The 17,528-nt window shown below is 36.1% G+C and carries 12 protein-coding genes; 4 read left to right on the top strand and 8 right to left on the bottom strand.

Annotated elements, in window-relative coordinates; all coding sequences use genetic code 11:
• Positions 1–69: 69 nt before the first annotated feature.
• From D5J18_RS04930 to D5J18_RS04900, 7 genes are all read right to left on the bottom strand, one after another.
• Positions 70–1,566: a RagB/SusD family nutrient uptake outer membrane protein gene (locus D5J18_RS04930; RefSeq protein WP_119057899.1), complete on the bottom strand. Its 1,497-nt coding sequence runs from the start codon at positions 1,564–1,566 to the stop codon at positions 70–72.
• 10 nt (positions 1,567–1,576) lie between these two features.
• On the bottom strand, positions 1,577–4,792 hold the full coding sequence (locus tag D5J18_RS04925; protein WP_119057898.1) for a SusC/RagA family TonB-linked outer membrane protein: 3,216 nt from the start codon (positions 4,790–4,792) through the stop codon (positions 1,577–1,579).
• 131 nt (positions 4,793–4,923) lie between these two features.
• On the bottom strand, positions 4,924–7,230 hold the full coding sequence (locus D5J18_RS04920) for a glycoside hydrolase family 20 protein (protein ID WP_119057897.1): 2,307 nt from the start codon (positions 7,228–7,230) through the stop codon (positions 4,924–4,926).
• Between the two features lie 6 nt (positions 7,231–7,236).
• Positions 7,237–8,289, bottom strand: coding sequence for a carbohydrate-binding family 9-like protein (locus D5J18_RS04915; protein ID WP_119057944.1), 1,053 nt, complete (start codon positions 8,287–8,289; stop codon positions 7,237–7,239).
• Between the two features lie 11 nt (positions 8,290–8,300).
• A complete protein-coding gene (locus tag D5J18_RS04910; RefSeq protein ID WP_119057896.1) occupies positions 8,301–10,538 on the bottom strand; it encodes a GH92 family glycosyl hydrolase in 2,238 nt (745 codons plus the stop codon).
• A 290-nt stretch (positions 10,539–10,828) separates the two neighbouring features.
• Positions 10,829–11,833, bottom strand: a complete 1,005-nt coding sequence (gene murB, locus D5J18_RS04905) for a UDP-N-acetylmuramate dehydrogenase (RefSeq protein ID WP_119057895.1) — start codon at positions 11,831–11,833, stop codon at positions 10,829–10,831.
• Between the two features lie 37 nt (positions 11,834–11,870).
• Positions 11,871–13,067 (bottom strand): pyridoxal phosphate-dependent aminotransferase, encoded by a 1,197-nt coding sequence (locus D5J18_RS04900; protein ID WP_119057894.1) that lies wholly within the window; start codon positions 13,065–13,067, stop codon positions 11,871–11,873.
• 84 nt (positions 13,068–13,151) lie between these two features.
• Between D5J18_RS04900 and D5J18_RS04895 the strand changes: the two genes are divergently transcribed.
• Genes D5J18_RS04895 through D5J18_RS04885 form a run of 3 tightly spaced genes read left to right on the top strand, consistent with a single transcriptional unit; the run spans position 13,152 to position 14,144 of the window.
• Entirely contained in the window at positions 13,152–13,421 is a 270-nt protein-coding gene (locus D5J18_RS04895; RefSeq protein WP_119057893.1) for a YtxH domain-containing protein, read from the top strand.
• Between the two features lie 12 nt (positions 13,422–13,433).
• On the top strand, positions 13,434–13,784 hold the full coding sequence (locus tag D5J18_RS04890; protein WP_119057892.1) for a phage holin family protein: 351 nt from the start codon (positions 13,434–13,436) through the stop codon (positions 13,782–13,784).
• 6 nt (positions 13,785–13,790) lie between these two features.
• Positions 13,791–14,144 carry a hypothetical protein gene (locus tag D5J18_RS04885; protein ID WP_119057891.1) on the top strand — a complete coding sequence of 118 codons (354 nt, stop codon included), beginning with the start codon at positions 13,791–13,793 and terminating at the stop codon, positions 14,142–14,144.
• A gap of 178 nt (positions 14,145–14,322) precedes the next feature.
• Here the strand turns inward: D5J18_RS04885 and D5J18_RS04880 are convergent, their stop codons facing one another.
• The gene (locus tag D5J18_RS04880) at positions 14,323–14,694 is read right to left on the bottom strand and encodes a DUF1573 domain-containing protein (protein ID WP_375730845.1); all 372 of its coding nucleotides are present in this window, start codon (positions 14,692–14,694) and stop codon (positions 14,323–14,325) included.
• Between the two features lie 94 nt (positions 14,695–14,788).
• On the opposite strand from D5J18_RS04880, the gene D5J18_RS04875 reads away from it, so the two are divergent.
• Complete coding sequence (locus D5J18_RS04875) at positions 14,789–17,404, top strand: valine--tRNA ligase (protein ID WP_119057889.1); 2,616 nt, start codon at positions 14,789–14,791, stop codon at positions 17,402–17,404.
• Positions 17,405–17,528: the final 124 nt, after the last annotated feature.

The raw sequence follows: 17,528 nt of genomic DNA, 5'->3' as shown, positions 1-17,528 counted from the left end.
AATTTTTTAAGGCTTAAAAAAAATCCAAGAAAATTCTTGGATTTTAGATTGTTAAATTTAATATTTTATTTATTCATAACCTTGAGTTTGAGCCATGAATTGGTCATTATTCATCATATCTCTGGTTATTGGTAAATATACTTTATATAGATTTCCTTTAAATTCTGGTCTATTTTTAATGAGTTCATTATCTCCTGCTCTTACAAGATCCCAAAATCTTTTGCCTTCTCCTACAAATTCCAAAAGTCGTTCTTTTAAAATCGCTGCTTTATTTAAATCATAAGATGCATTTAAATATTTGAAGTCTTCAAATTTATCGCCGTAAGCTCGTTGCCTTATAAGATTGATTTCTGCAGAGGGGTCCATATGCAGTTCATTTTTTGCTTCGGCTATCATCAATACCACGTCTGCGTACCTATAGACTGGAATGTTTGAAACACCTAATACTTCGCTACCGATTTCTTCTCCAGGAAATTTAATCAGTAGAGAACCTTTGTAGGATTCGTCGTCAAAAGAGTTGTAACCTTTGTCGTTTTTAAAGAGGAATTTAAAGGTTGATTTTTTTCTTAAATCTCCATTTTCTTCAGCTTCAATAAAGGTATTAACCGTCTTTTCTGTAGCTCCGAAACGATTTAACCCACCAGAGACAAAGGACTTCATGGAGTTACCGAAGCGATCAAAAGAGGATCTAATTTCACTATTATGCCCGGAGAAAAAACTGGGGTAAGAGTGCGTAGCTTGATTTATCTGATAATCAAAGGCAAAAATGAATTCATTATTTTCCTCATTGGCAGAGGTCCATAAATTTTCAAAATTATTTTCTAAAGTTACGTTTTTAATTTGTTCTAATGAATTAAGTGCTGTTTGAAATTCTTGTTTTCCTTTGTTTAAAACACTTCCTGACCATAAGAAGACATCTCCTTTTAGTGCTAAAGTTGCGTTTTTAGACCAATATACTTTTTTATTATTCCAATAAGTATAGTCATCTCCAAAATATTCTAAAGATTTTTCTAAATCATTTTTTATCAAATTCAAGACCTCTTCTTTGCTTGATCTTTTAATTCCACGAAGTTTTAATTCATGGGGTTTAAAATTGGGAGGAAGTGGCTCTGTAACGATTGGAACATCTCCCCAGGTTTTTAATAAAGTAAAGTAGGTATATGCTCTTATTCCATATACTTCGCCATAAAGATGGTTTAATTTATTCTTTGGGTAATCAATTTTAGACGCATTAGCTATAAAATCATTTAAATTATGTATTAATCTATATAAATTGCCCCAATTGCCATAGGGTGCTGTATCTACATTGTAATTTATTTTAATAAAATCTTCACTAAAAGGGGATTCCATAGTTCTTCCTCCCCAAATGTCTGCTCTGAGCTCTCCCAGTGAATATAGTGTAAAGGCATAGTTTCTAAATCTTCCGTAAATACCTGAATGATTTGCTTCTAAGGCTTCTTCTGACTCCCAATATCCACTATAAATTAATGAACTTTTTGGTTCTAAGTCAATGTCGCAAGAATTTAATAGAAATAAGGATACTATGGATAAAATTATTTTTTTCATAATTTATTAATTAAAAAGTTAAACTTAAACCAACTGTATAGGCTCGTGGTAATGGAAATCTTCCGTAATCTAATCCTCCGTTTTCGGGTGAATTTCCGCTATATTTTGTGAAATAATGTAAATTCGAACCAGTTAAAAATAGTCTTAAACCACCTATGGCGTTATTTATTTTAGAAACGTCTAAATCATAGCTAAGTGTTATTTCTCTGATGGCTAAGTAATCTCCTTTTTCCCAGTAAATACTATTAGAGTCATAGTAGTTTTCACCATTGCCTCCCTTATGATTTCCTTGTGGGTCAGTAAATACAAAACGTGGAATATTAGAATCACTATTAGATGGAGTCCAAGAATTTACAATTTCTTGCGGCCCGTTTTGAGCTCCCTGTACTTGAGTAATTCCTCTTACTCTATTAAGATTTGTTACCAAATGTCCCATGGCAAAGTCTGTTTTTACAAATAAATTGAGGTTTTTGTAGTTTAAATTTGAGCTTAGCCCTCCACTAAATGTTGGCGTTGTTCGACCTAATATTTTTCTATCTCGATAATCTATTATATTATCACCGTTCAAATCCAAATATTTTGTGTCTCCTAAAAACCTAGTGTTAGGGTTTCTAGCAAATTTTACAACCCTTCCTGCATGAGCATCAATATCTGCTTGAGTTTTGTATACTCCGTCAAAAACATATGCTGTAACTACGTCTAGGCCAACTCTCTTTCCTTCTTGTAAACCAGCTACATATTCCACTTTACCTGTCAAAGGATTATATATTTGCACGCCTCCCTGTCTATTTCTATCTAGTCCATTTTCTGGTAATTTCTTAGCATAATTACGGACTTGATAATAGGTTCCACTAAGGTTCCATTTAAAATCTTTATTGCGTATTAAATCTGCACTTAGTTCAATTTCTAAACCTCTGTTTTGGAGTATACCATTATTTACTTTAATGCTGTTAAATCCTGTCCAGACGGGTAAATTTAAATCAGACAACTTATCCTGTACATCTCTTATAAAATAATCTGCAATCAGAGATATTCGATTATTCATCAAACCTAAATCTAAACCAAAGTTTAGGGTTGCTGATTTTTCCCATTTTAGCCCATAATTAGGTAGGCTGGTATTCAAAAAACCACTTTTCGAATTATAAATACCACTATTTGTATAAGCTCCAAATACGCTAAAGTTTCCTAAAACTTCAATATTACCATTGACTCCATAACTTAATCTCGGCTTAATTGTATTGATAACATTATTTAGTAAAGATTCTTTAAAAAATGTTTCATTCTGTAAATTCCAACCTAAAGAAATTCCAGGAAAAAACTCATATTTATTTCCAGGTGCTAAACGTGAAGTTCCATCATGTCTAAAGGTTAGCCCTAACAAATAACGATTATCAAAATCATAATTTAATTGACCAAATTTTGAATTAATGGCATATTCTGTCGTAGAAGTGCTAGGCACGCCATCTGCTTCTGATGCAACATTCATTGTATAAATCAAATCTATAGGTGAGTTTTTAGTTGCAGCTTTCATTTCCCAACTATTATCTCTAAAATATTCTAACCCCAGTAGTAGGTTTAAGTTATGCTTACCAAATTTATTCTGGTAACTGAGCACAGAAGTAATCTGATTTCTAAAATTCTGCCCATGAGATGCCGATGCATTTCTTGCATCTATAAATCTACCGCCATTTAAATAAGCTTTATTGAAGCGCTCATTTCTATTGTTTACTGTAAAATGTCCGCCTCTTAGCATCAGGTTAAAATGAGGTAGAAACTGGTAATCGAACTGAAGATTTGCAGTCAGCCTCTGTTCTAAATTTTTTCTAATAAATTTATCTCCATAATACAGTGGGTTCCCAAAATCATAAGAAATACCTGGCTGCAAATCACTACTCAAACTTCCATCAGGATTATTGTTATATATTCTAGCTGTGGGCGGTTGACCTGCTGCTCTTTGAAAAACAAAGTAATCATTACCTAAATAGTTGGGAGTATTATTTGAATGTCCGTACAAAATACTTGATGAGACTTTAAATTTATCTGACAATTTGTAGCTTCCATTGAAGTTAGCAGAAATTCTCTTAAATTTTGAACCAAACACCAGTCCTTTTTCATCTAAATGGCCAAGGCTTAAGTAATAGGTTCCTCTTTCATTTCCTCCAGAAAATGAAATGTTATAATCTTGCCCATAACTTGGCTGATAAAACAACTCGCTCATTTTATTTTCCTGAAAGATTAATTGCTGACTAGGATTCAAAGGATCTTGTATTGTTTGCCAGCCATCAAAATTCAATAGATATTTATTCTTATCCGTTAGTACCATAGTTGTAAATCGGGAGTCGTACGGATTATTCCCCGTACCTGCTGGGTACTGACCTTCTATGTAAGATGTAAAACCATTCGGGTCTATTTGGTCTCGGTATGCACTAATCGCCATTCTATTAAATTTAATGAAATCAGCCGCATTCATATATTTCATTTTACTTTCAGCTCTTTTATTAATAGTATACCTTGATTTTACAGAAATACTTGATTTACCAGCTTTTCCCTTTTTCGTCGTTACTAAAATTACACCATTTGCTGCACGTGCCCCATAAATCGCACTAGCAGCAGCATCTTTTAATACTTCTATTGACTCTATATCATCAGCATTTAGAGCATAAAATGAACCAGGCACATTATCAATCAATATCAAGGGACTGCCTCCTCCGTTGAAATCAGTTCCTCCCCTCAAAGTTATGGAAGGAGTAGAACCTGGTTGCCCTGTATTTTGGGTTACCTTTAAGCCTGCAATTGCTCCTTGCAAAGCAGTGGCGGCGTTACCTCTTGGTGCATTTTCTAAAACTTTTGTGTCTAATTTAGATACTGATGTGGCTAACGTGTTTCTTCTTTGATTTGAATAGCCTGTAGCCACGACTTCATTCAAATTAATTGAACCTGAATTAATTAAACTCTCTTTTACAGTTTCATTTGGACCAAAAACATTTATTAAATCATTCTGGAACGAATATTTAATTCCATAATTGTTAGCCAACAAATCAAACAAATCTTTTAAACTTCTATCCTTTACGTTTAGTTGTTCAACACGAATTTCACTAATTTCTTCAGGATTATAAAGAATTATTAATGCAAATTCATCTTGTAAATCATCCAAAAATTGACTTAAACTCTTTGTGTGATTCACCCTTACAGATACAGGCATTTCTTCTACCTGAGCAAAGACCATTGTGTTAAAAAAAACAACAAATAGAAAGCTTTTAAATAAAATATCCCTCATTACTATCAAAATTTTACACCAAATTAAAACAATTTAACGAAAATACAAAAACTTGTATTTTTTTTTATTTTATAAATCCACTAATTCACTAAAATTTCATCTACAAACATCCAAGCGTCACCCCCGTAAGGTGCTTTCCCTAGATTATCAACAAAGACTTTAATGTACCTTGCTTTGGTTAGCTCAAAATCAAAAGCAAAATCAGTGATTTCTGCATAGCCATTATCCGCATACGGGCGAGTAAACTTGCCTACCGAAATGTAATCTACACCATCCTCTGAGACCCAAACCTGAGCACCTATCGGGTAATAAATTCCACTGCCTTGATTTTCCATAGCACCAATTTTTACTTGATTAATCTCTTTTTCTTGACCTAAATCAAGCGTCAAAGTCACATCATCGTTTAGCCAAGCTTGCCATTGCCCATCGTGAAAATCCAAAGAGCCACGCGTGATATTGGCCATCGTCTTTTCTCCTTGCCCCGTATAGCTTTTATGGGCATACGGCTCATAACTTACCTTCGCATTGATAGCCTTGTGAATTTCAATATTCTTTTTGTAAACCTTCCCAGCTAACTTTCCGTCTATGAAGAGCCCTGCACGTATGGTCGAAGTTTTATTAATTTCTAAAGGCTTAAAAAATTTCGGGCTTTTTTCACTCAAATCTGCATCATCAATTGTATAGCGAATTTCTTTCTCACCTGGGAACTCGTTATTTAGGTCTAAAATCACTTGTTTTTTCTCTTTTTCTTGATTGAATCTCACACTTCCTGTTACATCAAAAATACTTTTAGCATAATTAATCCCCAGTAAATCCCATCTTTTCATCATGCTAAGCGTTTTTTGATAAAATTCTTTTTTGTTCCGAGTAGAAACAGGACTCCAAGCTATCTCTGACAATGCAAACAAACGCGGATATAGCATATACTCTGAGTGTTCTGTCGTATGAATATATTCTGCCCAAAGATTGGCTTGCGGGCCCAAAATATGCTTGCCTTCTTCCTGATTTAGCTCCGCTGGAATTGGTTCAAAATCATAAACCTTGCCCAAAGTTTTCATGCTCCCAAACGCCTGTGGCTCAACATCTGGCATGCCCTGAGGCCCATCAAAATAGAGCACGCCTGGGGTCATCACAACATCATGCCCAGACTGTGCCGCTTCAATCCCTCCTTTCATTCCTCGCCAACTCATTACGGCTGCTCGCGGGGCTAATCCTCCCTCCAAAATTTCGTCCCAGCCAATGATTTTCCTTCCATGCTTGTTGAGGTATTCTTCAATTCTTTTTATCATATAGCTTTGCAATTCATCTACATCTTCAATGCCCAATTGCTTCATTCTATCCTGCGTCGTTTTACAAGTTTCCCATTTAGTTTTGGTCGCTTCATCTCCCCCGATATGGATATACTCTGAGGGGAAAAGCTGCATTACTTCTGCCAAGACATTTTCTAAAAACTCAAAGGTTGATTCCTTCCCAGGGTCATAAATATGCACAATCGGCCAAACTCCACCTGGCGGAACGGTAATTTTCTCTTCCGTACAAGAAAGCCACGGATAAGCCGCAATCGCACTAGAAACATGTGCTGGCATTTCAATCTCTGGCACGACGGTAATGCCTAATTTCTCAGCATACGCCACTACTTCTTTGATTTCTTCTTGCGTGTAAAAGCCTCCGTAAGTCGCCTTTTCACCTGGCTTTTGGTCGGGTCGATTGTTCCAATGAAGATTTTCATGGTCGACGCGCCACGCACCAATTTCAGTTAATTTCGGGTATTTTTTAATCTCAATACGCCAACCTTGGTCATCAACTAAATGCCAATGAAATGTATTTAGCTTCAAAAGCGCCATTCGGTCTAATGTTTTCAGAATATATTCTTTGGGGAAAAAATGTCTTGAAACGTCCAGCATCAATCCACGCCAAGCAAAGCGTGGCTCATCTTTGATTTCCATTGCGGGAATCTTCCATTTCATTTTTTGTGAAGTTTTACTCTCTACCTGAACTGGCAGAAGCTGGCGTAAACTTGCAATTGCGTGTGAAAAACCTATTACTGTGGAAGCTTCTATTGCGATCTGATTTGGTTTTACCGACAAACGATAAGCTTCTTTTTCTAAGTTTTGATTTTTTTCAAGGCTTATAAAATTTTTAGAAGGCTTCATCTTCGTTGCTTTCAATACGAATTCGCCTGATTTAGAAAACAAATACTGTAGCTGCTCTACGGCACCTCTTTGATTGTCATCGGTAAAGTAAATGATAGTTTGTGGTGTGAATTCAAACTCCCCGTTCAGGAGCTTGATTTCTTTTGGCTCTGGAATAATTCCTACCGATTTTTTTTGAGCAAAAATTGTAAGGCTTAAAAAAAAACTGAATAAAATTAAGAAATTTATTTTCATGACATTTTATTTACTGATTGATAAGAATTTACCGTCTTGTTGTATTACAAAATCTTCTTTACCATTTGGATTTTCAATAATGATGTTGTACCCTGCCCAGTGTTTCTCAACTCGAGGAACAAGTGTTTTTTCTTCCCACAGCATTTCATAGTCTTTTGGATTTTGACTTAGCTTATCAAGGCTTATTTTTTTTGAATTAATATCTCTGTACAATTTATATAGGTACCACTTGATTTCTTCTGTTTTGGGAATTTCAAACGTATCATTTTGCCCAGCATATTTTGGAGAGAAATAGACGTAGCCCCATTTTTCTGGTTCATGCATATTGATGACGCCTTGTGGCGACCAAACCCAGTTATACTCTGGTAAATAGTTGCCGTTTTCATCTTTTTTACGGTCGTATTTCCCATCTGTCAACTCATAATCCCAGTTGACGCGTGAAAAGTTTACTCGCCAAAACTGCTCGGTGGGGACTCCTTTGGTTGCCGCTGCTTCTTCTAAAACCTGCCATGGAATCGCTATTTCTACGCTCCAGGATTTATCTAAATCAGTTCCGTCATTCAAAGTTCCGTTGATTTGTACTGCTGATTTCAGCCCTTGGATGTCCCAAGAATCGATAATGGGTGCTGGTTCGCGGTAAGGCTTGGTTATCAATAAATCCCACACGGTATTGAGTGCATTTATTTCAAATTCATAATAATTGTGTGTGTCGCCTGTTGGGTCTATAAATATCTCAAAATCATTGTTGTAAAAAATAACGGTGTCTCTTTGGTGCAAATTTGCCCAAATATGCTGCTCTTCCAATTCCGCATAGAGGTAGAAATATTTTTGGTCATACAGCATTTTAACTTTAGTCGAATATGGTGGAATTTTATCTCCCTCGATATCGATAAATCTTGAGGTAAATGGCACTTTACTCCACTCGTTTTCATCGGCTTTCCCATCAATTGTCAAAGAATCATAGGTTTGATAAGCGATATAAGTTTGGGGTGTTGTGACTTGTGCTTTTGTGAAATTAAGGAAATTTAAAAAAATAATAAGGCTTAAAAAATTTTTCATGATTTCTTTTTTCAATTTAAAGTTCCACTTTTATTGGGCTGGTTTGATAGAATCAATTTCAAGGTTCCCCCGCTCAAGATCTCTTGATGCGTGATGCTGGTGCCTGCAATTGGTTTGCCGTTCCAGTAGGCGTTTTTGATGTAAATATTCTCTGGCGAGAAGTTTTCTGTTTCTAGTTTGAAGGTTTTGCCATTCTGCAACTTCATCTGCACAGATTCAAACATGGGCGAGGTAATTTCATATTCAGCAGAGACTGGATTCATCGGGTACAGCCCCATTGAACTCATCACATACCAGGCTGACATCTGCCCACAATCTTCGTTCCCGCTATAGCCATCCTTTTGTGCCGAGTATTGCGTTTTCAAAATTTTATTTACAAAATATTGTGTACGCCAAGGTTGTCCAATTTTATTAAACAAATATGCGATATGATGACTTGGCTCATTCCCGTGTGCATATTGGCCAATCAATCCTGTGATGTCTGCCGAAATGTTATCGCCTGTAATTTCTGAACTTTCAGTAAATAATTGCTCTAATTTATTGATGAAGTTATCTTTTGATTTAAATAGATTAACGAATCCCTCCACATCATGCAAGACAAACCAACTGTGTTGCCAAGCGTTCCCCTCGGTATAGTCGGTATGTTCGCGGTGGTTTGATTTTTTAGGGTCAAACGGAACGTTCCAAGAAATTTTGTCAGAAGATTTCCCTCGCATAAATTCTGTTTCAGGGTCAAACAAGTGCTGATATGCCTTCGAGCGATTCATAAAATATTGATAATCTTCTTCTTTACCCAAAGCCTTTGCCATTTGTGCCAGACAATAGTCATTATATGCGTATTCCAGCGTAATTGTTACCGACTCATCTAATTTATCGTAAGGAATGTAACCATACTCTTTATAAAAATCTAAACCTCTTTCATCTTGCATCATCGTTATTTTCATCGCCTCATAAGCTTTCTCTGCATCAAAACCTCTGATACCCTTCATATACGCCTCTGCTATTACCGCCACGCTATGGTAACCTGTCATCGTATTAGTCTCGTTCGCATAGAGCGTCCACACTGGCAAAATATTTCTCACCTCGTAATACGCCAGCATCGAATTAATCATATCTGCTATGCGGTCTGTATCTGTAAAGTTTAGCAAAGGGTGCTCGGTTCTGAAGGTATCCCACAGTGAAAAAGTCGAATAAGCGGTTCCGTTAATTTTTGCTATTTCATCATTTCCTAAACGAAACTCTCCATTCACATCAGAGAAAGTTACTGGAGCTAATTTCGTATGATACAAAGCGGAATAAAAAATGGTCTTCAGCGTATCATTTTTGGTCTTCACCTGAATATTTCTCAAAGCATCTTCCCACAAATCATTGGATTTTTGTTTTATCTCATCAAAATTAACTTCGTCTTTCACTGAGTTTAGATTCAGCAAAGCATTTCCCTCGCTCACGGATGAGATTGCCGTTTTCACCACAATTTTATTTGCGGCATCCGCTTCAAAGAAAAACTGAGCTGCTTCTGCATTATCTCGTCCTGCAAATTGAATATTTTTTAAAGGCTTAGAAAATTTCATGGCAAAAAAAGTTTTCTGATTCGGCGCCCAGCCTTTACTAAATCTGTAACCTGTGATGGTGTAGTCATCTTTTTTAGTAATTTTAGTCTGCAAGGCTTTATCCCAGTTGATGGCCAATGCTAAATTTAAAATTACCGATGGCGTTGCATTTTCTTGGAACGTGTAGCGCTGATACCCTACACGATTTGCTGCCGTAAGCTCCACAAAAACCTGAGGATCATCTAAATAAACGGAATAGTAACCTGGCTTTGAGGTTTCAGAACTATTTTTATAGCTAGATTTATAAGTAATTTGATTTCTCCCCGCTGGCGAATTTTCTTTTTCCGCTCTCGGATTTAGTGGAATTTGATTTAAATCATAAGCCTTGATTGCGGGCATCAAAAGAATATCAGCCAAATCTCCAATCCCAGTCCCACTCAGGTTTAAATGGCTAAAACCTACAATTACGCTATCTGATGCATGATAGCCAGAGCACCAATCCCAGCCGCTGATACCATTCACAGGATTTACCTGAACCATACCAAACGGGACACTCGCTCCAGGGTACGTATGCCCATGCCCTCCTGTCCCGATCATCGGGTCTACATAGCGTGTATGAGCATTATTCAGCCCATAATTGTTTCGGGTTGAGCACCCTACCAAAAACGGCAAAACAAGGAATAAAAATAAATTTTTCATTTAACTGATTTATAAAATTATCTCAACCCCTAAATTTAGTGATTTCTAAAATTTTAGGCAAAATTTCATCAGAAATTAAACAAAAAACTTTTTAAATCATTTTTTTTTAGAAGTTTGCTTAAATTTCAAATCAAGAAACCTTTAAGACCTCTTCATTCTTCGGGAGGAAATTTTTCCATCAGTTTTTTTTTACAGCCTTTTTCTGCCGATTACTGTTTATAGCAGGCATAGATTTTTGAATTTCATGAAATAAAATTCAAAAACCCAGAGATCAACATTTCATTTTAAAATCAATTGATAAGATTTACCTCTCTTTCTAGAGTAATCCCAAATTTTTCTGCCACATCTTTTATGATTTGTTCCGAGAAATCAAAAACAGCTTTTCCGCTTGGGTTTCCGTAGTTCACAATGACTAAAGCTTGGCGTGGATGCACACCGATTTCGTTTTGCTTTCTCCCCTTCCACCCCGCATGTTCAATTAGCCAACCAGCTGGGACTTTAATGCCACCGTCCACTTCGTAGAAAGGAATTCCAGTGCATTTTTTTTGAAGGCTTAAAAAATTTTCTTCCGAAATCACTGGATTTTTAAAAAAACTCCCTGTATTTGGTTCCTTCTCAGGATTGGGTAATTTCGACTCACGTATTTCTATCACAGCTTGACTGACCTCTTGAATACTAGGATTCTGAATGTTTTTTTGTTTTAAAGTTTCCAAAATTGAACCGTAGCCCAAGCGCAATTGATGATTTTTTTTACTAAGCTTGAAGCCAACTCGGGTGATGATGAATTTCTCTTTTAGTTCTTTTTTAAAGATACTATCTCGGTAGCCAAATTGGCATTCTGAATTTGCGAAAACTTTCATCTTTTTTTCTTCCACATCAAAGCCGTAAACATTGGTAATCAAATCTTTCACTTCTACGCCATAGGCACCAATATTTTGAATCGGTGCAGCACCCACCGTGCCAGGAATCAGTGAAAGATTTTCTAAGCCTCCGTAATTTTTGCTCAACGTAAATTGTACAAAACGATGCCAATTTTCACCTGCTTGTGCAATGATTTCCACATTTTCATCGTTATGGATTTCTTCTATACCTTTATTATTTATTTTAAGAATCACTCCATCAAAATCACTTCGAAACAAAACATTACTTCCTCCGCCCAAGACATAAAATTTCTCTAAAGGCTTAGAAAACAATTCTTCTAATTCTGTTTCTTGATTAATTTCCACCCATTGCTTCGCTACAACTTTCACATTCATCGTGTTGTAAGCTTGTAAATTTTTGTTTAGTTCTACCATAATTTTTTTATAAGGTTGAGAATAAGCTTTTAATAAATTATTTTCTCCCAGGGTAAACCTTTAGCGCTTCTTCTAAAATTTTCAAGGCTTTTTCTAAATGTTTTAAATCCAAAACATATGCGATTCGCACCTCGTCTACCCCTTTGCCTGGCGTAGAATAGAAACCTTGCATGGGTGCAATCATCGTCGTAGCGCCCTCCCAGCTAAACTCTTCTAAAATCCACTTAGCAAATCGCTCAGAATCATCGATTGGCAAACGTGCCACGCAATAAAATGCACCTTGTGGTTCAGGACAAATAACGCCTTCTATCTGATTCAAAGTTTTAACCGTAAAATCTCTGCGTTTGCGATATTTCAGATTAGCTTCTTTCAGGTATTCTCCGCTATTTTTGTGTGCCGCTGACGCTATGTGCTGGCTGATAATATTCGAGCTTAACCGAGCTTGTGCAAATTTAAGAGCAGTAGACAAAACGGTTTCGTTCTTGGTAATGATCGCCCCCAAGCGGATGCCACACATGCTGAATCTTTTGGATTCTGAGTCTATCACGATAGCGTTTTCTCTAATTTCTGGAAAATCTAGAATAGAAAAATGCTTGCGGTCGTAGGCAAATTCTCGGTAAACCTCATCTGAAATTAAGTAAATATGATGTTCTAAAACAAGATTTTTTAAGGCTTCTAATTCTTCTCTTTTGTAGAGATAACCCGTCGGATTCCCTGGATGGCAAATTAAAACCGCACGTGTTTTGGGCGTAATCTTATTTTCAAATTCTTCGATGGGCGGTAGCGCAAAACCTGTTTCAATGCAAGATGATACAGGGATCAACTTCACATCCAGCTGACTAGCGAAACCATTGTAATTGGCATAGAAAGGCTCTGGGACAATTATTTCCTCACCAGGCTCTGCAATGGTAGAAATTGTGAAAAGAAGTGCTTCAGACCCACCATTGGTCGCCAAAATATCTTCAGCTTCTATATTATAGCCTAGACTTTGGTAATATTTGGCAAAATTTTTTCGGTATTCAAATTCCCCCTCAGAACGTGTGTAGCTAAGCGTTTCTTCTTCCCAGTGGTGTAATGCTTTAATAGCGGCGCTAGGGCTCTTTATATCAGGCTGACCGATGTTGAGCTGATAGACTTGCAAACCTTTTTCTATAGCTATATCTGCACTTGGCATCAATTTCCTGATGGGAGATGCTGGCATGTTCTGTGCTCGTTGTGAAATTGTTAGGCTCATATCAGAATATTTTTTTTAAAAAATGAAGTTATGGTATTGTTTTTGTAAATTTAACTAAATAATTAATGATAAAACAATTTTAAAATGAGAAAATCTAACGAAACAGGAACAATCATCGGAAGTCTACTTGTAGGTGCTTTAGCGGGTGCCGTTGCAGCCTTGCTACTAGCTCCACAAAGTGGAAAGGAAACTAGAAACATTTTAATGGATGAATTAGATCACTTGAAAGATGAATTGGATTCTTATGCCAATGATTTCAGTGAAAAAGCACAAAAAATCAAAGCAGATCTTCAGAAAAAAATCAAAAGAACAGAAGCTGAATTGAGTGACATTGCCCACGAATACGGCATATAAATCTTGTTCTATATGTTTGGTAATGTAAAAAATTATGTTCAAGACCAGATTATGCTTGCCAAATTGGAGGGCATAGAAAGTATTGGACGTATCATTTCTAGAATTGCAGTAATGATTTTAATGGCAATATTTGCCACATTTTTCTTATTAATCGTAAGCTTTGCTGCTGGGTATTACATCTCAGTATTTTATGACGATTATTACATTGGTTTTTTGATTGTAGCAGGCATTTATTTCTTACTGTTTTTACTGCTTTTAATTTTTAAAAAGGGTATACAAAATCTAATTATCAATATGGTAATCTCATCAGCAATGAGTGATTCTAAGGATGATATTAAGAGAATAAAAAAAGAGAATAAATAAAAGTTTATGGCTTCTAATTCTATCAGAAATATAAAAGACTTACAAAATAAAAAGTCTGAGTTGAAAAACAATATTGAAAACGGAATCAACAACCCGCTGAGCAATGTAACTTCGGTGCTTTTTAATGTATTGAACAAGCAAAGGAAAAAGGAAAAATTTAATTTGCACAATGCAGAGCGTATGCAAAGAAATGAATTGATGAGCGAAGGAGTAAAGGCGGTATTGACTTTGGTTGCCAGCGCAGCGGTATCACGCTTCAAGCTAGGTACTTTATCTAAAATGGCTTTGACGAGTACTGTCGCTATTGCAACGCCTTATGTGGTTGATTTCATTCAAAATAAAATCACACGTAAAAGTTAATCTTTGAAGCTCTAAACTTTTTTGAATAAAGTAATAATCAATGGATTCAGATAGTTTTTTCTGAATCCATTTTTCATTTGAGACATAAATTTATCAAGCCATTAAATTTTTTTAAGCCTTAAAAAAAAATCTGCAAATAGCAGATTTTTTTTCAATTTAGACAAAAAAGATCATTTAATTATTTCGATAAAACCTCCCCTCTAATTCTCAAAATTTTTCTCGCTGATTTTTCATCATTTGAATAAACGGTGATTGATTTAGAGAATTTACCTGGATGCTCTGTATTATAACTAACTTTAATTTCTCCTGTTTGCCCAGGTAAAATTGGTTTTTCAGGTTTCTCAGGGATGGTACATCCACAGCTGGAGGAAATGCTTTTTATTAAAAGCGGTTTATCTCCTGTGTTTTTCACGACAAAACTCCTCACCCCATTAGAGCCTTGTTCTATCTGCCCATAGTCGATTACTTCTTGCTCAAAACTGATTTCTTGAGCTGACAATGCTGCAAATCCTAAAAATAAAGTAAAAGATAATAGAATATTTTTCATCATTTAATTTTTTACAAAGTTAATCATAATTTTCTAAAGCTAATTTTAATCTTAAATTTGCTTTCTAATCATAAATATAACAAATAATAGACCATTTATGGAGATTGCTTCTAAATACAACCCCAAGTTAACCGAAGAAAGATGGTATAACTTCTGGCAAGAGAAAGGTTTTTTTCATTCACAACCTGATGAGAGACCAGCGTACACCATCGTTATTCCACCGCCCAACGTGACTGGTGTCCTCCATATGGGGCATATGCTCAACAATACGATTCAAGATATTTTGATACGGAGAGCGCGTATGCAAGGCTACAATGCCTGCTGGGTTCCTGGGACAGATCATGCTTCCATCGCTACTGAAGCTAAGGTTGTTAACCGACTGAAGGAAAAGGGAATTGATAAGAAAAATCTAACAAGAGAAGAATTCTTAGATTATGCCTGGGATTGGACTCACGAACATGGCGGGAAAATCTTAGAACAACTCAAAAAACTTGGTGCTTCTTGTGATTGGGATCGCACAAAATTCACTTTAGATGAAGACTTGTCGGCCTCTGTCACTCAAATTTTTGTAGATTTGTTCAACAAAGGAAAAATTTACCGTGGCTTCCGAATGGTCAACTGGGACCCTGTGGCAAAAACCAATATTTCTGACGAAGAAGTCAATTACATTAATCAAAAAGGAAAACTATACTACGTTAATTATCAACTAACTAACGGAGAAAAAATTCAAGTTGCTACAACCCGACCCGAAACTATTTTTGGCGATGCTGCGATTTGTGTAAATCCTGAAGATGAAAGATACAAACATTTGATTGGCTCGATGGTGACCATTCCTATTGTCAACCGAGAAATCCCACTGATTGCTGATGAATACGTTGATATGGAATTTGGTACAGGTGCGCTAAAAATCACTCCTGCACATGATGTTAACGATTATGAAATCGGTCTGCGCCATGGTTTAGAAATTCTTGACATTTTTGATGATGAAGGGAAAATCAACCATTTGGTTCCCGAGTATGAGGGGATAGATCGCTTTGAGGTTCGTCAATTATTTTCTAAGGCTTTAGAAAATTTTGGAGCATTAGCAAAGGTCGAAGATTATGATAATAATGTAGGTACTTCTGAAAGAACTGGCGCCGTTATAGAGCCTAAACTCTCGGTGCAATGGTTTCTTAAAATGAAAGAAATTGCACAACCAGCTTTGGATGCAGTGAAAAGCATGGACGTGGAACTTTTCCCTGATAAATTTAAAAACACATGGAATCACTGGCTAGAGAACGTCCACGATTGGAATATTTCGCGTCAACTCTGGTGGGGGCATCGTATCCCAGCTTATTTTTATGGCGAGGGGATCCACGATTTTGTAGTTGCCGAAAACATCGAAAAAGCAGTAGAACTAGCCCGCAAAAAAACACTAAATCAAAATTTAAATGCAGAGGATTTAAAGCAAGATCCCGATGTGCTCGACACTTGGTTCTCGTCTTGGCTTTGGCCAATGTCTGTTTTCAATGGAGTTTTAGAACCCGAAAACAAAGATTTCAATTACTACTACCCTACACAAGATTTGGTGACTGGCCCTGATATCATGTTCTTTTGGGTCGCGAGAATGGTGATGGCGGGGTATGAATTTTTTGACAAAAAACCTTTCAGCCATGTTTATTTCACTGGGATTGTGCGTGACAAGCAACGGCGAAAAATGTCAAAATCTTTAGGAAATTCTCCCGACCCTATTGATTTGATGAAAAAATACGGAGCCGATGGCGTACGTGTGGGGTTGATGTTGAGCTCATCGGCAGGGAATGATTTGCTTTTTGATGAAGATCTATGTTTGCAAGGTCGAAATTTTGCTAATAAAATTTGGAATGCTTTCCGACTAATCAACGGCTGGGAAACGGCAAATCAAGAAGTAAATAAAGTAACTCAATTTGCCAATGATTGGTTTGACTCTAAACTTTCTTCTGCCATCAAAGAAATGAATAGTCACTTCCTGAAATTTAGAATTTCTGATGCACTCATGGTGCTCTACAAGTTAATTTGGGATGATTACTGCTCTTGGTATCTAGAAGCCATCAAGCCAGAATATGGGCAATCTATTGCTAAAGAAACTCAAGAAAAATCTATTGAATTTTTAGAAAGCCTTTTAAAATTACTGCATCCTTTCATGCCTTTCCTTTCTGAGGAAATCTGGCAATTGATAAAAGAGCGCAAAGATGAAGAAGCTCTGATTATTACTCAACAACCAAAAGCTAAAGAAGTAGATACCAACCGATTGGAAGTTTTTGAATATTCTACTAAAATCATTTCAGCGCTACGGAATTTAAGAAATGAAAAAAATATTCCGCTAAAGGAGAAAATCAGTCTTTATACCGAAAATGATCATTTATTCAACCTTGGCTTGGTTGAGAAATTAGCAAATTGCGAAGAAATCTTTATCACCAAAGACGCTCCAGAAGGTGCGCTTTCACTGCGCATCGAAACGCAAGAATTTTTTGTACCCTTGGGGGGATTAATTGACATCGATAGCGAAAAACAAAAATTGCAAGAAGAAAAGGAATATTTGCAAGGTTTTTTAAAATCGGTAGAAAAAAAGCTAAATAATCAGAATTTTGTTGCCAATGCACCAGAAAATGTAGTCAATACGGAACGAAAAAAACAAGCAGATACGCTAGAGAAAATTAAATTGATTGACGAGCAATTGGATCAACTGAATTAATTTCTTTTAAGCCTTAAAAAAAAATTTTCATGAAGATTTAAGCTAATTCTAAAGCTTTAAAATTTAAATGAAACAAAAAATCCGAAAGAGAAAAACTTCTTTTCGGATTTTTTTTAAGCCTTAA

The organism is Candidatus Ornithobacterium hominis, from assembly GCF_900538215.1.
In the GTDB taxonomy this organism is placed as follows: Bacteria; Bacteroidota; Bacteroidia; order Flavobacteriales; family Weeksellaceae; genus Ornithobacterium; species Ornithobacterium hominis.
This window is presented reverse-complemented; position numbering and strand designations above follow the sequence as displayed.

Excerpts from the sequence above, each read along its gene's own strand:
- D5J18_RS04910 (WP_119057896.1), bottom strand. The coding sequence starts at position 10,538 with ATGAAAAATTTATTTTTATTCCTTGTTTTGCCGTTTTTGGTAGGGTGC.
- D5J18_RS04895 (WP_119057893.1), top strand. The coding sequence starts at position 13,152 with ATGAGAAAATCTAACGAAACAGGAACAATCATCGGAAGTCTACTTGTA.
- D5J18_RS04885 (WP_119057891.1), top strand. The coding sequence starts at position 13,791 with ATGGCTTCTAATTCTATCAGAAATATAAAAGACTTACAAAATAAAAAG.
- D5J18_RS04915 (WP_119057944.1), bottom strand. The coding sequence starts at position 8,289 with ATGAAAAATTTTTTAAGCCTTATTATTTTTTTAAATTTCCTTAATTTC.
- D5J18_RS04930 (WP_119057899.1), bottom strand. The coding sequence starts at position 1,566 with ATGAAAAAAATAATTTTATCCATAGTATCCTTATTTCTATTAAATTCT.
- murB (WP_119057895.1), bottom strand. The coding sequence starts at position 11,833 with ATGGTAGAACTAAACAAAAATTTACAAGCTTACAACACGATGAATGTG.
- D5J18_RS04875 (WP_119057889.1), top strand. The coding sequence starts at position 14,789 with ATGGAGATTGCTTCTAAATACAACCCCAAGTTAACCGAAGAAAGATGG.
- D5J18_RS04925 (WP_119057898.1), bottom strand. The coding sequence starts at position 4,792 with ATGGTCTTTGCTCAGGTAGAAGAAATGCCTGTATCTGTAAGGGTGAAT.
- D5J18_RS04920 (WP_119057897.1), bottom strand. The coding sequence starts at position 7,230 with ATGAAAATAAATTTCTTAATTTTATTCAGTTTTTTTTTAAGCCTTACA.
- D5J18_RS04880 (WP_375730845.1), bottom strand. The coding sequence starts at position 14,694 with ATGATGAAAAATATTCTATTATCTTTTACTTTATTTTTAGGATTTGCA.
- D5J18_RS04890 (WP_119057892.1), top strand. The coding sequence starts at position 13,434 with ATGTTTGGTAATGTAAAAAATTATGTTCAAGACCAGATTATGCTTGCC.
- D5J18_RS04900 (WP_119057894.1), bottom strand. The coding sequence starts at position 13,067 with ATGAGCCTAACAATTTCACAACGAGCACAGAACATGCCAGCATCTCCC.